Annotated in this window: 14 protein-coding genes; 5 read left to right on the top strand and 9 right to left on the bottom strand. The window is 62.5% G+C overall.

Annotation, left to right across the window (positions count from 1 at the left end):
- Nucleotides 1-6 precede the first annotated feature (6 nt).
- The 5 genes from ACRDD5_RS18625 to ACRDD5_RS18645 are packed head-to-tail and all read right to left on the bottom strand — an operon-like array spanning nucleotide 7 to nucleotide 7,266.
- A complete protein-coding gene (locus ACRDD5_RS18625; RefSeq protein ID WP_438677626.1) occupies nucleotides 7-5,604 on the bottom strand; it encodes a trifunctional serine/threonine-protein kinase/ATP-binding protein/sensor histidine kinase in 5,598 nt (1,865 codons plus the stop codon).
- Between the two features lie 59 nt (nucleotides 5,605-5,663).
- Complete coding sequence (locus ACRDD5_RS18630) at nucleotides 5,664-6,032, bottom strand: response regulator transcription factor (RefSeq protein ID WP_271283199.1); 369 nt, start codon at nucleotides 6,030-6,032, stop codon at nucleotides 5,664-5,666.
- A 26-nt stretch (nucleotides 6,033-6,058) separates the two neighbouring features.
- Entirely contained in the window at nucleotides 6,059-6,316 is a 258-nt protein-coding gene (locus ACRDD5_RS18635) for a DUF1427 family protein (protein WP_271283200.1), read from the bottom strand.
- Complete coding sequence (locus tag ACRDD5_RS18640) at nucleotides 6,313-6,522, bottom strand: DUF1427 family protein (protein WP_271283201.1); 210 nt, start codon at nucleotides 6,520-6,522, stop codon at nucleotides 6,313-6,315. The genes ACRDD5_RS18635 and ACRDD5_RS18640 overlap by 4 nt, the downstream gene beginning before the upstream one ends.
- Before the next feature lie 57 nt (nucleotides 6,523-6,579).
- Nucleotides 6,580-7,266, bottom strand: a complete 687-nt coding sequence (locus ACRDD5_RS18645; RefSeq protein WP_271283202.1) for a hydrolase — start codon at nucleotides 7,264-7,266, stop codon at nucleotides 6,580-6,582.
- Nucleotides 7,267-7,487: 221 nt separating this feature from the next.
- Here ACRDD5_RS18645 and ACRDD5_RS18650 point away from each other — a divergent pair, with 221 nt between their 5' ends.
- The 5 genes from ACRDD5_RS18650 (at nucleotide 7,488) to ACRDD5_RS18670 (ending at nucleotide 13,062) form a co-directional block, all read left to right on the top strand.
- Nucleotides 7,488-9,359 carry an amidohydrolase gene (locus tag ACRDD5_RS18650; protein ID WP_438677627.1) on the top strand — a complete coding sequence of 624 codons (1,872 nt, stop codon included), beginning with the start codon at nucleotides 7,488-7,490 and terminating at the stop codon, nucleotides 9,357-9,359.
- Nucleotides 9,360-9,361: 2 nt separating this feature from the next.
- On the top strand, nucleotides 9,362-9,775 hold the full coding sequence (locus ACRDD5_RS18655; RefSeq protein ID WP_438677628.1) for a DoxX family protein: 414 nt from the start codon (nucleotides 9,362-9,364) through the stop codon (nucleotides 9,773-9,775).
- The gene (locus ACRDD5_RS18660) at nucleotides 9,772-11,385 is read left to right on the top strand and encodes an MFS transporter (protein ID WP_438677629.1); all 1,614 of its coding nucleotides are present in this window, start codon (nucleotides 9,772-9,774) and stop codon (nucleotides 11,383-11,385) included. The genes ACRDD5_RS18655 and ACRDD5_RS18660 overlap by 4 nt, the downstream gene beginning before the upstream one ends.
- Nucleotides 11,386-11,415: 30 nt before the next feature.
- A complete protein-coding gene (locus tag ACRDD5_RS18665; RefSeq protein ID WP_438677630.1) occupies nucleotides 11,416-12,237 on the top strand; it encodes an alpha/beta fold hydrolase in 822 nt (273 codons plus the stop codon).
- 135 nt (nucleotides 12,238-12,372) lie between these two features.
- Nucleotides 12,373-13,062 (top strand): helix-turn-helix domain-containing protein, encoded by a 690-nt coding sequence (locus ACRDD5_RS18670; protein ID WP_438677631.1) that lies wholly within the window; start codon nucleotides 12,373-12,375, stop codon nucleotides 13,060-13,062.
- Here the strand turns inward: ACRDD5_RS18670 and ACRDD5_RS18675 are convergent.
- The 4 genes from ACRDD5_RS18675 to ACRDD5_RS18690 are packed head-to-tail and all read right to left on the bottom strand — an operon-like array spanning nucleotide 13,000 to nucleotide 16,562.
- Nucleotides 13,000-13,641, bottom strand: coding sequence for a 2-dehydro-3-deoxyphosphogluconate aldolase (locus ACRDD5_RS18675; RefSeq protein ID WP_438677632.1), 642 nt, complete (start codon nucleotides 13,639-13,641; stop codon nucleotides 13,000-13,002). The genes ACRDD5_RS18670 and ACRDD5_RS18675 overlap by 63 nt on opposite strands.
- Nucleotides 13,631-14,524 (bottom strand): 2-dehydro-3-deoxygalactonokinase, encoded by an 894-nt coding sequence (locus tag ACRDD5_RS18680; RefSeq protein WP_438677633.1) that lies wholly within the window; start codon nucleotides 14,522-14,524, stop codon nucleotides 13,631-13,633. Before ACRDD5_RS18680 ends, ACRDD5_RS18675 begins: the two co-directional genes overlap by 11 nt.
- On the bottom strand, nucleotides 14,521-15,417 hold the full coding sequence (locus tag ACRDD5_RS18685; RefSeq protein WP_438677634.1) for a dihydrodipicolinate synthase family protein: 897 nt from the start codon (nucleotides 15,415-15,417) through the stop codon (nucleotides 14,521-14,523). The genes ACRDD5_RS18680 and ACRDD5_RS18685 overlap by 4 nt, the downstream gene beginning before the upstream one ends.
- On the bottom strand, nucleotides 15,411-16,562 hold the full coding sequence (locus ACRDD5_RS18690; protein ID WP_438677635.1) for a mandelate racemase/muconate lactonizing enzyme family protein: 1,152 nt from the start codon (nucleotides 16,560-16,562) through the stop codon (nucleotides 15,411-15,413). The genes ACRDD5_RS18685 and ACRDD5_RS18690 overlap by 7 nt, the downstream gene beginning before the upstream one ends.
- Nucleotides 16,563-16,565: the final 3 nt, after the last annotated feature.

Here is a 16,565-nt window from a genome sequence, read left to right on the forward strand (position 1 = left end):
CTGCCGTCAGAGTGACGCCACGCTCGCCGCCAGCGGCAGGGTAAAGGCAAATACAGAGCCGTGCGGCGCGCGGTTGCGGGCCGTCAGCTTGCCCCGGTGGCGCTCGATAATGCTGTAGCTGATGGTCAGTCCCACCCCCATCCCCTGGGCTTTGGTGGAGTAGAACGAGTCAAAGATGCGCTCGGTCAGCCCCGGTTCGATGCCGGTGCCGCTGTCGGCGATTTCAAAGGTTACCCCTCCGCTCCCCGGGTTTGACGTCGACAGCAGCAGGGTGCCAGGGCGATCTTTGATCTCGGCCATCGCTTCTACGGCGTTCATCACCAGGTTCAGCAGCACCTGCTGGATCTGCACGCTGTCCCCCACGATAAAGCTATCCGTCGCCGCCAGGGCCCAGATCACGCTGATGCGCCGCTGCTCCAGCTCGCTGCGCGACAGGGTGATAATGTGGCGCACCAGAGCATGCAGATCGATGCGGGTAAAGGCCGGATCCTGTTTGCGGGTGAGGGATTGCAGGCTGCGGATGATCTCCCCTGCCCGCTCGCCCTCGGAGACGATCTCCTCCAGCCCGATCTGAACCTTATCCAGCCGGGCCGGGTCGCGGTTGAGCCAGCGCAGGCTGGCCCCGGCGTTGGCGACGATCGACATCAGCGGCTGGTTGATCTCATGGGCGATCGACGAGGTGAGCTGCCCGACGGTGGTGGCGCGCGAGACGCGGGCCAGTTCAGCCTGCGCCACGCGCATTGCGTCTTCGGCCATCCGCTGGGTGGTGATATCGGTGATGATGCCGTAATACTCGTTCACTTCGCGCCCCACCCCGACCGGATCGCCAATCCCCAGAATGGTGCGGGTGGCCCCGTCGGCGCGGATAATGCGGAACTCGGCGCGCATGGTCAGGCCGTCGCGCACGCTTTCGGTCACCAGAGTACTGATACGCGGATAGTCATCCTGATGCACAAAGGTCAGAAACTCCGCCATCGAGATCATCTTCTGCTGCTCCGGCAGGCCGAGGATCCGCGCGTACTCCTCGGACATAAACATCAGATCCTGCTGCAGCTCCCAGCGCCAGCTGCCGGTGTGACTGATCTGCTCCCCCAGCATCAGCGAGGTCTGGCTGGCCCGCAGCTCTTTCTCAACCCGACGGCGCTGGAGGTTCTCTTCCAACAGTTCGGCATACAGCCGGGCGGTCTCCAGCGAGATCGCCGCGTGCGCCCCCAGCAGGCTGACCACCCGGGAGTGCTCCTGGGTAAACACTTCCGGCATCAGGCGGTTTTCCAGATACAGCACCCCCACCAGCCGCGCCTGCTTGAACATCGGCACGCACATCACCGCCGCGCCGGAGGTCACCAGATAGGGATCCTGACTAAAGGGGTGAAACGCTTCCGGTTTGCCGGTATGGATCTCTTGCCCGGTGCGGATCACCGCCGCCAGCACCGTCAGCGGCAGGTCGGTGGCCATCGGCACCTCTTTCATGATCTGCACCTGCACCCCATCGGTGGTGGTGCTGGCGCTGGCTTCGATCTCAGGGATGTTGCTGTCGCTGACGCGGATCAGCAAGCCCCGCTGCGCCCCGGCCCGCTCCAGCAGAATGGTCATCAGGGTCTCGATCAGCCGCTCAAGGTTGATCTCTTCCGACAGGGCGCGCGAGGCTTTGATCACGCTTTGCAGGTCGCGGATCTCCTCGTTACGCGCAAAGGCCACCGTGTCCCAGGCATTCGCCTGGCCGGGAGCCAGCAGATAGGGGAAGTCCCGCTCCAGCTGGCGCACTTTCGACTGCGCGCCGGAGCGTCCCCAGGCGGTCATCGCCCCGCGGAAGTGGGCATCGGCGGCGGTGGTGTAGCCACAGGCGTGGGCAAAGCGCCCGGCCAGCTCGTGAGCCAGAGCGTTGAACGGGTTAAAGCCCCCTTCGCGCGACAGGCGCACTGCCTTCTCGTACTGCTCGAGGGCGATGCTGTTCATGCCGTCCAGGCGCACGATCTCGGCGTAAATCAGCGCCTCTTTATCGGCAAAAGTGCCGGGATTGATCCGCGCCCAGAGGGCGATTTTATCGTAATGAAGGTGGATCTGACGGCGCAGGTCGGCAGAAAACGTCTCCGGGGTCAGCTGCTGGGACAGCGCCAGCGCGCTGTAAAGATGGTAATCCAGCTGATGGATATGCCCGGGGGCAGACCACGCAAAGCGCCCGGCCTGCTCAAGGTTCCCGGCTGCCTGCGGGTATTCGCCACAGGCGAAGTGCGCCATCCCGCGATAGAGCCAGAACCAGAACTGCAGGGTCGACAGCTGCTCGCTGGCCTGCTCTGTAGCGTCGGGCAGCAGCGATTCCGGCAGCACCGTGCTGGCGCTCCAGGGGCCGCTCACCGGGGTGCGCAGGTGTTCCACGTAGTGGCGCTGGATCAGCAGGATCGCTTCCACATTCTGAAAATGGGTTTTGCGCACAAAGGCCAGCCCGCGCTCGATGCTGGTGAGCACCCCGTCAAGGTGATCGCCCCGGGTGAGGAAGTTGATCACCTGATGGCAGACGGCAAAGCAGGCCACCGTCATGTCCCCGTGGGTGACGGCCGAGGTGAAGCAGGCTTTGGCGCACTCGATGGTGTAGCCCAGCGGCTGGGTCCAGACGCTGAGCTGGTCCAGCGGCAGCAGGGTTTTGGCTTCAAAGGCATCGTAGCCATGGCGGTTCACCAGCTCCCGCGCCAGGGTGCCGTACTGAAAGCCCAGTCGGTACTCGGCGTAGCGGTGACCAATCAGCACCCCGAACCACGCCATCGCCGACGTCGACGCGCCGGTAATACCGTGATCCAGGGTCAGGTGCATCATCCGGCACAGCAGAATGAAGTGCAGGCGCGAATGGGTAAAGCTGGCGAACAGGCTGGCGCTGTTCAGCAGGTTCATCACCGCCTCAATCTCGGTGTTAGTCATCCGCGGCAGCCGGGCGAAATGGCCCTGCGGGTTGTCGCCAACGCGGTTGCACAGGCTCTGCCAGGCCTCATCGCACTCGGCGGCTTGCGGATGGCGGGTGACGTGAATGCCAAACACCGCCAGCCAGCTCAGGGTCGCCTCGAGCGCCAGCCGGTTGTCGGACTGACGCAGATAGACTTCGGCCAGCAGGTTAGCCGCCAGCGCTTTTTCCGCCAGCCCGCCGGGAGAGCCGAGAATGCGGTCGCACAGCCTGCGGGTGCTCTCAAGGTTGCCCAGCGCGAACTCGCACCCGGCCTCTTCGCTGTCGAGCGTAAAATCGTTGGTAACGTCCGTCGCTAAACCGGCGTCGCCCAGCGCGCGGGCGGTCTGGATATAGCTCAGGGCCGAGGGGTAATCTCCCGAGCGGCGGGCCCGCCGGGCCGCTAGCAGGCTCAGCTCGCGGAACATCTGCCGCTGGGGCGCAGGCTGAATACAGTCCAGCGCCGCCGTCACGTGATGCACGGCGCGGAACAGGATCTCATTGCCCGCCGCCTGGCGCGCCGACTCCGCCAGCAGGCTGGCGGTGGTCAGGTGCAGACGGCTTTTCTCGGCGCTATCCAGCAGGGCAAAGGCCGCCTCCTGCACCCGGTCGTGGGTAAAGGCGTAGCCGTCGGCGCTGAGGGTGATCAGCTGCGCCGTCACCGCCGGGTGCAGGGCATAGCGGATCTCTGCCACCGACATCCCCATTACCCGACAGACCATCTCCAGCTCGCCGCTGCCGCCCAGACAGGCGATGCTGCCCAGCAGCCGTCGGGTCTCTTCCGGCATCTCTTCCAGCTGCTGCAGCACCAGAGTGACCACGTTTTCGGTGTAATGCCGGGTGCGGATCGCGTGCAGATCGTAGCACCACTTATCCTGATATTTGTTGTGCGTCACCAGCCCGTCATCGACGATCCGGCGGAAGAACTCATGCACAAACAGCGGGTTGCCCCCGGTCTTTTGATGGATAAGCTCAGCCAGATCGGCGGTGCTGGCCGAGCGGGTATGGAAGATATTCGCCAGCCAGCGCGACACGGCCTTCACCGACAGCGCCTCCGGGCGCAGCTCGGTGGTGTTGCGCGAGGCGCGGTGCAGGCTCGCCAGCTGCTGTTGCAGGGCGTTATCCGGCAGCGAGCTGGCATCCCGGTACGCCACCACCATCAGCAGCGGCACATTGCTGACGTTAATGAGCAGGTATTCCAGAATTTGCAGACTGGCGGCGTCAGCCCAGTGGATATCATCCAGCAGCAGCACCAGCGGACAGCCCGCGCTGGCCAGGGTGTTCACCAGTACCAGCACCATGTGGCTGAAGCGCGCCCGGGCATCGATGGCAAAGGTATCGCTGGCGAAACGCGGTTTGCTATCCAACAGCAGCCGCAGCTCCGGCACCAGGCTGACGGCTAACGCTTCGTAGCCCTCCAGCTCGCGCGACAGGCGGACTTTCCACTGGGCCACCTGCTGGGCCGGCAGCCCCAGCAGGTGCAGCACCAGACTGCGAAACGCCGAGGTCAGGGCCGCATAGGGCAGCGTGGGGGAAAATTGATCCACCTTGCTCACCGCCAGCAGTGCGTTACGCTGCTGCAACGCTTTCAGCCCCGAGGCGATAAGCGACGACTTGCCGATCCCCGACGGGCCGCTGATCGCCACCAGCCCGGCGAGGGCATCCCGGCTCACCCGGTCAAAGGCGTGGAGCAGCTCCCCTGCCTGCGGATGGGCGGTATAGAGGGTGTCGGTCAGATGAAACGCGGGGGAGCGGTCCTGCAATCCGGGGGTAAAGGCGGCGATATCCCCTTCGTCGCTCAGCGTGGCCTGACAGCGGCGCAGATCGGCGATCAGGCCGTCCACCGTCTGGTAGCGATGCTCCGGTTTTTTCGCCAGCAGCTTAAGAACAATCGCCGACAGCATCGCGGGCACCCCGGGGCACACCGCACCGGGCGCGCGCGGTTCCGAGGCGATATGGTAGTGCGCCCATTTACCCTGATCTTCACCGCCCAGCTCAAACGGCAGGCTGCCGGTGAGCAGCTCGTAAAACACCACCCCCAGGCTGTAGAGATCGCTGCGGTTGTCCACCGAACGATGCGTGCGGGTGGTGTGTTCCGGCGACATATAGGCCGGGGTGCCTCCCACCAGCGGCATCGTCTGCAGTGCTTCCGGGGTGCCGGACGACAAACCAAAGCCCCCCAGCCGACAGCTGTTGTCATCATGAATAAAAATATTGCCGGGCTTGATATCCCCGTGCACCAGGTTGCGAAGATGCATCAGGCGCAGAGGCAGGCTGATGCGGATCGCCAGTTCAAGAAAGCTCGGGATACAGGCCAGCGGCGCGCCGACGATGCGGGTCAGCAGCACAAACGAAAAAGGGGCATACACCAGGGCAAAGCGCCCGTGATACTGGGTGCTGGCCACCGGGCGAATCGCCCAGTCGTCGTTCAGATATTCCCGCAGGGCAAACTCATTGCGCAGCAGACGCGTTGCGCTGGCCTCTTCTTCATCGCTCACCCCGGTGGCGATAATAAACGACCCGCCGGAGCTCGGCAGGCGGGCATTCAGCCAGCACAGGCTCCCCTCCTGCCCCAGCGGGGTAAAAATGACGTCTTCTTTAAGCACAAAAGCCCGCCCTTCGGATAAATGTCCGGGGGCGGGCCAGCGAGCAGGCAGCGATGGGTTGTTCATCCACGTTTCCTTATTTTTCTTCGTTAATGGTTCTCGTGGGAATGAGTGTGACGGTCTCTTCAGGTGACGAGCGCGCGCTGAACGTGCGCCAGCAGCACATCGACATTAATCGGTTTGCGCAGAAAAACAACAGCGCCGTGTTCAACAGCGTAGCGTTGGATGTTGTCATCCGCATGACCGGAGATAAAAATGAGTGGCGGCGGCGAGGGGGCAATGAGGTTCAGTTTGTCGAGCATCTCCAGTCCGTTCATTCCGCGCAGGCGGATATCGGCAATCACCAGCGCCACGTCGGTCAGGGCAGTGGGGTGGCTGAGAAACCCCTCCGCCGAGTCGAAGGCTTCCGTTGCGTACCCCTCTGACTGCAGCAGGTTGCTTAACCCGCTGCGGACAGAACGTTCATCATCAATGATGGCTATGCACTGCGGCATGCTCGTTTTCCTCAAATGAAGCGTGATTATCCCTCGCGACCGTCATCAGGACGGGATGGAGGCGGCGTGCCGCTGATTTTGGGTACGCATTCGTGGCGAAACCACGTCAGCGTGAGCTGGCGACTGAGCAGACGGCGGCCAATCGGGATCAGCTGTTCCCCCACCAGCATGCCAAACAGCCCCAACAGGGCGACCACCGGCGGCGCAGGCGAGTGTACCGTAATCGCGGCATAAATAACCCCTGCCAGAATTCCACACAGCAGCGAAACGACCCAGGCCTTCATGACGACGCTCCGGTGGTGTGGGTGACGGGTGAGCGCTGCGCAGTGTCATCGGCATGCAGAAAATGGCGTGTCGCCTGTTCGCCCGCCAGCATCCCCAGCAGACCAATCAGCGCCAGCGCGGGCGGGGCCGGGGAACGGACTTTCAGCAGCGCGTACAGCAGGCCGATAAGCACGCCTGCCGCGAGGGAAATTAACCCAGTACTCATGATGGACTCCCGAGAGGGTGGAGCAGGCCGGATGAGGGCCCAGCCTGCTGCCGGAACTTAGCGGGCCGGAACCGGGGCCAGGGTGTTGTGCTCGCTCTTCTGGCGAGACGGCGCGTTATGCACCATGGTGTAAGCGTAATCGACGCCCATACCGTAGGCACCGGAGTGCTCACGCACGATATCCATCACCGCGTTGTAGGTCTCTTTGTGCGCCCAGTCGCGCTGCCACTCGAGCAGCACCTGCTGCCAGGTCACCGGGATCACGCCCGCCTGGATCATGCGCTGCATCGCGAAGTCGTGGGCTTCTTTCGAGGTACCGCCGGAGGCATCTGCCACCATGTAGATCTCGTAGTCCCCTTCCAGCATGGCGCACAGGGCGAAGGTGTTGTTGCACACTTCGGTCCACAGACCGGAGACCACCACTTTTTTCTTGCCGTTGGCTTGCAGGGCATCACGCACTTTCTGGTCATCCCAGGAGTTCATCGAGGTGCGCTCAAGAATGTCTTTCCCCGGGAAGACGTCCAGCAGCTCCGGGAAGGTATTGCCCGAGAAGCTCTCGGTTTCAACGGTGGTGATGATGGTGGGGATGTTGAACACGCTGGCCGCTTTCGCCAGCCCTACCACGTTGTTTTTCAGCACCTGGCGGTCGATTGACTGCACGCCAAACGCCATCTGCGGCTGCTGGTCGATGAAGATCATCTGACAGTTATCCGGGGTTAACACTTCGAGCTTTGAGTTAGACATAAGGGTATCCAGTGTGGTTAACAGGCAAAACCCGGCGCACAATGCGGCGACGAGACGTTGGCTGTATCCTATGTTTCCCCCTCGGCGGGCGTAATTATCTCTTTGTATAATTAACCTTTCGTATAGTTATACTTTGGTATAGCTATCCCATTGTATAACTGGTTTTTTCCTGTAAGCGGTTCCAATAATCCTGACCATTCCCCTCTCAGTCAGGAGCAGTTATGACTTCCTCTGCTAAAGCAGATTTGATTCTGGTCAATGGCCAGTTTCATACCGTCGATCGTGAAAACCCCCTTGCCGAAGCGGTGGCCGTGCGCGACGGAAAATTCCTCGCCGTCGGCACCCTTGCCGAGGTGATGCAGTATCACGACGACAGCAGTAAAGTGGTGGATCTGAAAGGCCACACCGCCATCCCCGGCCTGAACGATTCGCACCTGCACCTGATCCGCGGCGGGCTGAACTACAACCTCGAGCTGCGCTGGGAGGGCGTGCCGTCGCTGGCCGATGCCCTGCGCATGTTAAAAGAGCAGGCCCTGCGTACCCCGTCGCCCCAGTGGGTACGCGTGGTAGGTGGCTGGAACGAGTTCCAGTTTGCCGAACGCCGGATGCCGACCCTCGACGAAATCAACGCCGCCGCGCCGGATACCCCGGTGTTTATCCTGCACCTGTACGATCGCGCCCTGCTCAACCGCGCGGCGCTGAAGGTGGTGGGCTACACCAAAGACACCCCGAACCCACCGGGGGGCGAGATCCAGCGCGACGCCAACGGCAACCCGACCGGGATGCTGATTGCCCGTCCGAACGCCATGATCCTCTACGCCACCCTCGCCAAAGGGCCAAAACTGCCGCTGGAACAGCAGGTGAACTCGACCCGCCAGTTTATGCGCGAGCTGAACCGCCTGGGGCTGACCAGCGCCATCGATGCGGGCGGCGGCTTCCAGAACTACCCGGAAGACTACGAAGTGATTGCCGAGCTGCACGAGAAAAAGCAGATGACGCTCCGCATCGCCTATAACCTGTTTACCCAGCGCCCCGGCCACGAGCTGGAAGACTTCGAGAAGTGGACCGACATGCTCAAACCGGACCAGGGAACCGACTTCTTCCGCCATAACGGCGCGGGCGAAATGCTGGTGTTCTCTGCCGCCGACTTTGAAGATTTCCTTGAGCCGCGCCCGGATCTGGCCCCCGGCATGGAGGACGAACTGGAGCGCGTGGTGCGCCATCTGGTCGAGCATCGCTGGCCGTTCCGCCTGCACGCTACCTATGACGAATCCATCAGCCGGATGCTGAACGTCTTTGAGAAAGTGAACCGCGAGATCCCCTTCGACGGGCTGCACTGGTTCTTTGACCACGCCGAGACCGTCTCGCAGGCCAACATCGACCGCATCAAAGCACTGGGCGGCGGCATTGCCGTGCAGCACCGGATGGCCTTCCAGGGCGAGTACTTCGCCGAGCGTTACGGAATGGAGGCGGTTCGCCATACTCCACCGGTAACCAAAATGCTGGAGACCGGCGTGCCGGTAGGCTTAGGCACCGACGCCACCCGCGTGGCGAGCTACAACCCGTGGACCGCGCTTTACTGGCTGGTCTCTGGCCGCACCTTGGGCGGGATGCAGATGTACGATCACAGCGCCCGTCTGGATCGCGACACCGCTCTGATGCTGTGGACCCAGGGCAGCGCGTGGTTCTCGAACGAGCAGAACCAGAAAGGGCAGATCAAAATCGGCCAGCTCGCGGATCTCGCGGTGCTGAGCAAAGACTTCTTCCGCGTCCCGGAAGAGGAGATCAAGGGCATCGAGTCGGTGCTGACGGTGGTGGACGGTGAAATCGTCTATGCCGCAGGCAGCTTTGGCCCGCTGGCGCCGCCGGCGATCCCGGTCCTGCCTGACTGGTCTCCAGTGGTCAAAGTCCCTGGCCACTACCGCAGCGCCCCACCGCAGGCCGCCCGCGTAGGGATGAGCGCCGTACACCACTGCAGCGGCCCGTGCGGCGTGCACAACCATGGACATGACTTTGCCCGCAGCGCAGAGATGCCGGTGGCCGACGATAACGCCTTCTGGGGAGCGCTGGGCTGCAGCTGCTTCGCGTTCTAATCATGAACAACTCAACGCACCTCACCGCGCCCCGGATTGACCTGGGGCTGTTATTCCTGCGCATCACCGGCAGCCTGCTGTTGCTCTACGTTCACGGCCTGCCGAAGGTGCTGCACTTCAGCGAAGAGCTGACGCGCATCGAGGATCCGTTTGGCTTCGGGCCGTATTTCAGCCTGATCCCGGCGATCGTCGCCGAAGTGATCTGCCCGATCCTGATCCTGTTCGGCATTGCCACCCGGCTGGCCTGCCTGCCGATCATTGCCGTGCTGCTGGTGGCGATGCTGGTGGTGCATCCGGGCTGGTCGATTGCCGAAGGTCAGTTTGGCTGGCTGCTGCTGATCGTCTTCACCACGCTTGCCATCACCGGCCCCGGCGCGTGGCGGCTGCGCACGCGGGTCACGGAGCGGTTCGCATGACTCAGCTCAACGACGCCCATCTGCCACCCGTCAGCGCCCCGGCGATGTCCACCTGGCAGCCGCTGCGCCAGCGGGTGTTCCGCATGCTGTGGATTGCCACGGTGGTGTCGAACGTCGGCTCATGGATGAGCGACGTCGGGGTGAACTGGAGCATGCTGACCCTGAGCGCCGACCCGCTGGATATCGCGCTGGTGCAGGCGGCGAGTAGCCTGCCGATGTTTCTCTTCGCCCTGCCCTCCGGGGTGATGGCGGATATCGTCGACCGGCGCAAGTACCTGCTGTTCTCGCAGCTGTGGATGTTTATCGCCGCTGCAGGTCTGGCCGTGCTGTCGTTTACCGGTCAGGTGACCCCGACGGTGCTGCTGGCGGCAGCCTTCCTGTTAAGCGTCGGTAGCGCCATGAGTTCACCGCCGTTCCAGGCGATTGTGCCGGATCTGGTGAGCAAAGCGGAGCTGGGCCCGGCGGTGGCGCTTAACTCGCTGGGGGTGAACATCAGCCGCGCCATTGGCCCGGCGCTGGGCGGCTTTTTGCTGTCGCTGGCCGGACCCTGGATGGTGTTCCTGCTCAACGCCCTGTCGGTGCTGGGCGTGGCGTGGGTGCTATGGCGCTGGAAACCTGCGCCATCCGTGCAGCGCCTGCCGCCGGAGCACTTTTTCTCGGCAGTGCGGGCCGGGGTGCGCTATGTGCATGCTGCCCCGGTGCTGCGTAATGTGCTGATCCGCACCGTGGCATTTTTTGTCTTTGCCAGTGCTGGCTGGGCGCTGCTGCCGCTGGTGGCACGTCGGGAGCTGGGACTCGGCCCGGCGGGGTACGGCATCATGCTGGCCTGCATCGGGCTGGGGGCGATTGCCGGGGCGGTGCTGCTGCCGCGTCTGCGCCAGCGTCTGAACGCCGACCAGCTGATGGTGGCCGCGAGCCTGATGTTCGCGATCACCATGCTGGCGCTGGCGTTTGTGCGCCACTTCTGGCTGCTGAACCTGTTTGAATTTTTCACCGGTTTTGCGTGGATCGCGGTGCTCTCGACCCTCAACCTGGGGGCGCAACGCAGCGCCGCCCGCTGGGTAAAAGCCCGGGCGCTGGCGGTGTATCTGACGGTGTTCTTCGGCTCGATGACCGCGGGCAGCGCCATCTGGGGGCAGATTGCCTCGCACTTCAACACTGCCACCTCGCTGTGCGTGGCAACCGTCGGGATGCTGCTGGCCAGCGCCACGGTGCTGCGCTGGAAGCTGGAGAAAGATCCGAACCTCAACCTGGATACCAGCGGCCTGATTGCCGACGACGCGCGCGAAGCGATCCCCAACGAGCGTGGCCCGGTGCTGGTCTCCTGCGAATACCTGATCGACCCCCAGTCCGCCCGCGACTTTTTGCAGGCGGTCCACGAGCTGCGCCGGGTGCGCCGCCGCGCGGGCGCCATCAGTTGGGCGGTGTATGAAGATATCGACCAGCCGGGACTCTATATCGAGACCTTCCTGATGGGTTCGTGGGTGGAACACCTGCGCCTGCAGGAGCGTCACACCATGAACGATCATCTGCTGCAAAGCCGCGTGCTGGCTTTTCATCAGGGCGCTACCCCTCCGGCGACCCGTTATCTGGTCGCGCCGGTTTGTTGATACTAATAAAGACCTTTTGAGGAAGAGACTATGGCGACGATTAACGCGCAAGACGGTACGCAGATTTACTACAAGGACTGGGGTGCCGGTAAACCGGTGCTGTTCAGCCACGGCTGGCCGCTGGATGCGGATATGTGGGACAGCCAGCTCAACTATCTGGCCGAGCGCGGTTTCCGCGCCATTGCCTTTGACCGCCGCGGCTTTGGTCGTTCGGATCAGCCGTGGACGGGCTATGACTACGATACCTTTGCCTCCGACATCAATGACCTGATCACTGAACTCGATCTGCAGGACGTAACGCTGGTGGGCTTCTCGATGGGCGGCGGCGACGTGAGCCGTTATATTGGCACTTACGGCACCTCACGCGTGGCCGGTCTGGCGCTGCTGGGGGCGGTCACGCCGATCTTCGGTAAATCCGACTCTTACCCGCAGGGTGTGGATCAGTCGGTGTTTGACGGCATTCGCGACGGGCTGCGCAAAGATCGCGCCCAGTTCATCAGCGATTTCGCTACCCCGTTCTACGGGATTAACGCCGGGCAGACAGTGTCGGAAGGTGCCCTGACCCAGACCCTGAACATCGCCCTGCTGGCGTCGCTGAAAGGCACCCTCGACTGCGTGACCGCCTTTGGTGAGACTGACTTCCGCCGGGATATGGCCAAAGTCGACGTCCCGACGCTGGTTATCCACGGCAGCAACGACCAGATCGTGCCGTTCGAGACCACCGGTAAAGTGGCGGCAGAGCTGATTAGCCATGCGGAACTGAAGGTGTATGACAACGCGCCGCACGGCTTTGCGCTGACGCATCAGGACCAGCTGAACGAAGATCTGCTGGCGTTTGTGAAGTCGCTGTAAGGCGTTGCCCGGGGAGCATGGGCTCCCCGGTTATCCTTTTTTCCTGTCGCGTTCACACTCGGCGTTGCCGACAATACTTTTCCTCCCCTTCTCCCCTTACACTTAAATCCCTGAATACATTGCCCGGAAGATGAAATGAACAGCACTGTCTTTGACGCATTCCGTTGCCTTAATCTGCTGGCGACAGGGAGTCGTGCTTTTGGTATTCGTGAGATTGGCCGTGAGATGGGGCTGGATCCGGCGAAAGTCTCCCGCCTGATGCAAACGCTACTGGCGCTGGAGATGGTGCAGCAGGACGCCAGGCGCAAGTACAGCCTGGGGATGGGCATCCATCGTCTCTCGGCGAACGCGATCCATAATTCGGCGTTTTATACCGCCGTGCTGGAGATGCTGGAGGAGACCGGCAGCCACTCGGTGTCGATTGTCGTGGGGGTGTTAAGCGGCAAAAACGTGGTGTATCTCATTCATACCCGCAGCGGCAAAAGCATCGCCAGAGCCATCGGAAACTACGAATCGTTTCCGGTGCATGACTCGGTGATTGGCATCAAGCTGCTGTCGGCCATGAGTGACGAAGAGATCGTGGCTCGCCTCGGCGTACACGATTATCAGCTACTCAAACGCGATATCGAAGAGGCCCGGCGCCATCAGGTGTTTGGTAAAACCTTTAACGAAACGGATTACCGGATGGCCTGCATTATTCCGGGCATGCAGGCCGCCATCGCCCTGTCGAACATCCAGGGCGATAAGCTGGACATCGACAAACTACGCCATTTTCTGATCTCTGCCGCCCGCAAAATTAGCGGCGCCGCGCTCCCTCCCCTCTAGCAGTTGCACGCAGCGCTCCGTCGTGGTGGCGACCGGCTGCCCGGAGCGATAGAGCGCACTGCCGATCCCCACGCTGTCGTAGTAGCGCAGATAATCGGCGGCGTTATTGACGTCCACCCCCCCCACCGCCGAAAAGCGCACCGGCGCGGACAGCGGGCCCTTGATCAGTTGCGGATAGTTTTCCGGCAGGGCGCTGGCCGGGAAAATCTTCAGTACGTCGGCCCCCGCCTCGCAGGCGCTGAAAATCTCGCTGGGCGTCATCACCCCTGCGCACACCCCCAGCCCCTGGCTTTTTGCCGCGTGGATCACCCGCAGATCGAGGTTGGGGGTGAGAATAAATTGCCCCCCGGCGGCGGCGCAGAGATCGACATGCTCTGGCGTTAACACCGTGCCTGCGCCCACCATTACCCCATCGCCAAAGGCATCACGCAGCCGTCGCAGGCTGGTGATCCACTCCGGTGAGTTGGTGGTGATCTCAACCGTGGTGATGCCATGATCGCGCAGGCAGGCCACCTGCTCCACGCAATCGGCAGGGGTGATGCCACGTAAAATCGCAATAATCCCGGCGCTAGCCATCATGTCGGAATACCTCATTGAGCCCGGCAATCAGCGCGGTTTCCGCCTCCAGGGTGGAACAAGGCAGCTCGATTTGCTCGCAGGCCTGCTGGTAGAGAGGAAGTAAGGAACCGCTGCCGATAAAACAGACGCGCGCATTGCCCGGGTGACCGCGCAGGATCTCGTGCCCAATCAGCAGGCCGGAGAGCCAGCTTGCGGCGCTGGCCGGGTCGAGATCCCCCAGAATGTACCGCCCCCGGCAGCGGAACAGCTCACTCACCAGTTCGCCCTGCCCGGCCTCGATCGATTGCGCCACAGCTACGCCCTCGCTGAAGGCGCTGGCGGAGGTCACCTGAGGGGGGAGCCCTTTACCCACCACCGAATGATTTAACACCAGGTGATAGAGCTCGCCGGTCATCAGGGTGCGCAGACCCGTCACGCGCTGCTGCTGACGGTCAATAGTCATCCATTTGCTGTGGGTGCCCACGGCGGCAAAGGTGCAGGCGTCCGTCAGGGCGATGGCCCCGGCTAACTGCATCTCTTCGCCACGGCAGACTTCGTTGGCCTGCGGATCGCAGATACCGGGTCGCAAGGTCAGCGGGTTGCTAAGGATACCGGGCAATTCGCGGCCCTTACCCAGCAGGTCGCGGAAGCTAAGCGGCAACGCCATGTAGCCCGCATCGGCAATACCAATATTGCTGCCAATCATGCCGCACAGCAGCACGGGCAGATGCGGGTCCCAGGCGTCCTCCAGCCGCAGCAGCTGCTTACGCAGGATCGACGGCAATTCAGCGCGCTCGCAGGTCGCCACGCCGCAGGTGTCCTGCACGGTGCGGATCACCTGGCCGTCACGCACGCCGATCGCCCGAAAATTGCTGGTACCCCAGTCAACGGCAATGTAATTCATATCCGCGATCCAAACACCGCCAGCGGCAGCGCGTCGGTGAGATCCTGCAACTCGTCGCGGGTGGCCGCGTCCAGCCGTTTGGCCGGTTCGCGCACCACGTCGGTGGTGAAGATCCCCGCCCGGTGCAGCACGGTTTTGTGGATCGCCACGCCGATACCCGGCTGCACGCCATAGCGCAGGAAGGGAAGATAGCGGTAGAAGAGCGACTGCGCTTCCCGCGGGTTATGCTGCCAGGCCTGCAAAATCATGTTGATGACGTCCGGGAATTCGCAGGCGGGCATGGTGCCGATCACGCCGCGGCGAAGCTCTTCGTAGAGAAAACCGGCGTTCAGCCCGCCGAACAGCCCGACGCTGTCACCCAGCGCCTGCTTCAGGGCGGTGATTTTCAGCGTGGTGGGCGGTTGCTCCACTTTGATGTACTTGATAGCCGGAAACGACTGGCACAGCGTGACCAGCGTGGCCACCGGGATGTTGACCCCGGTCATCAGCGGCGCGTCCTGGATCATGATGTCGATATCACAGGCCGCGCAGATATCCCGGTAAAAATTGACGATCTCCTCCGGACCAGGTTTCACCACCGACGGCGGATTGACCATCGCTACCTGAGCCCCCCAGCGCTGTATCCGGGCGATATCTTCTATCGCCACCGCAGAGGCGGGCCCCCCGGCGGCGGCCACCAGCGGCAGATCGCCGGTGAGGTTTTTCACGCAGGCGAACAGCGCCTCTTTTTCGTCCAGGGTCAGGGCATAGCCTTCAGAGGCATTGCCGAACAGCGCCAGGCCATCGATGCCCTGTTGCAGAAGAAATTTCACCAGCCGCTCAATCGAGGCGAAATCCACTTCGCCTTCTACATCAAACGCGGTGGCCAGAATCGGTACGTTGCCTTTTAACATGTTGCCTCCATGACGGCGTCTTCATTGATTTCAATACCCAGCCCCGGCCCCTGCGGCAGCTGGTACGCCCCCTGCTGGCAGATGAGCGGCGTGGTGAGAAGTTGGTTGGCAATCTCAAAGACCGGGGGCTGATACTCCAGCATGTAGAGATTGGGGATGGCGGCGGCGACGTGCAGCGACGCGGCGATACAGGGCGCAAGACCGACGCTGAGATGCGGGGCGACCTTCAGGTTCCAGGTCTCCGCCAGCGAGGCGATGTGCATCAGCTCGCTGATGCCGGTACGGCCCACGTCCGGCTGCAGAATGTCCGCCGCCCGCTGCTCGATAAAGGGTTTGAACTGGTAGCGGGTGCGCTCGGTTTCGCCCAGCGCAATCGCCACCGGGCTTTTGGCCCGCAGCTCACGGTGCCCTGCCACGTCTTCCGGCAACAGCGGCGCTTCGAGAAACCCGACGCCGTATTCACGCAACGCCATCGCCAGCTCGGCGGCTTCCGCCACGCTGTAATTCCAGTGGGCATCGAGGAAGATTTGCGCCTCTTCGCCCAGGGTTTCACGTATAGCCTTCACGTTGGCAATGTCTTCCCGCACGCCGTAGCCCAGCGCCAGTTTGACGGCATTAAAGCCCTTCTCCTGCCAGCGTTTCGCCAGCTGGCAACGCGCAGGCAGGTCCGGCTCTGGCAACCCCGAAACGTAGCAAGGTATGGTGTCACGCAAGGCACCGCCCAGCAGTTGCCAGACCGGCTGGCCGAGCAGTTTGCCTTTGAGATCCCACAGGGCGATATCCACGGCGGCAAGGGCATCGATGTGATAGCCAGTGATATGGCCGCGATCGCGCATGGCATCGTACATGCGGGCGTTCAGCACCCCGCTTGAAAAAGCCGATTGCCCGATCAGCAGCGGTGCGAAGAGCTGGGTGATGAGCTCCGCAATGACCTGCGGAACCACCGGGGCCAGCGCTTCACCCCAGCCTACACAGCCGTCGTCGGTGGTAATTTTGACGAGGCAGGTCTCCATTTTGCGCGAGTAGACGCAGCGGTACTCCGGGCGATAGTAGTAATCGCTGTCATACCCCTCGACGCTCCCCCCGAGATAGGCCTGCTTTGGGGTGATCTTCAGCGGAAAACATTCAACGTGACGTATTTTCATAAC

This window comes from Silvania sp., from assembly GCF_051656365.1.
Taxonomy (GTDB): Bacteria; Pseudomonadota; Gammaproteobacteria; order Enterobacterales; family Enterobacteriaceae; genus Enterobacter; species Enterobacter hatchlandensis.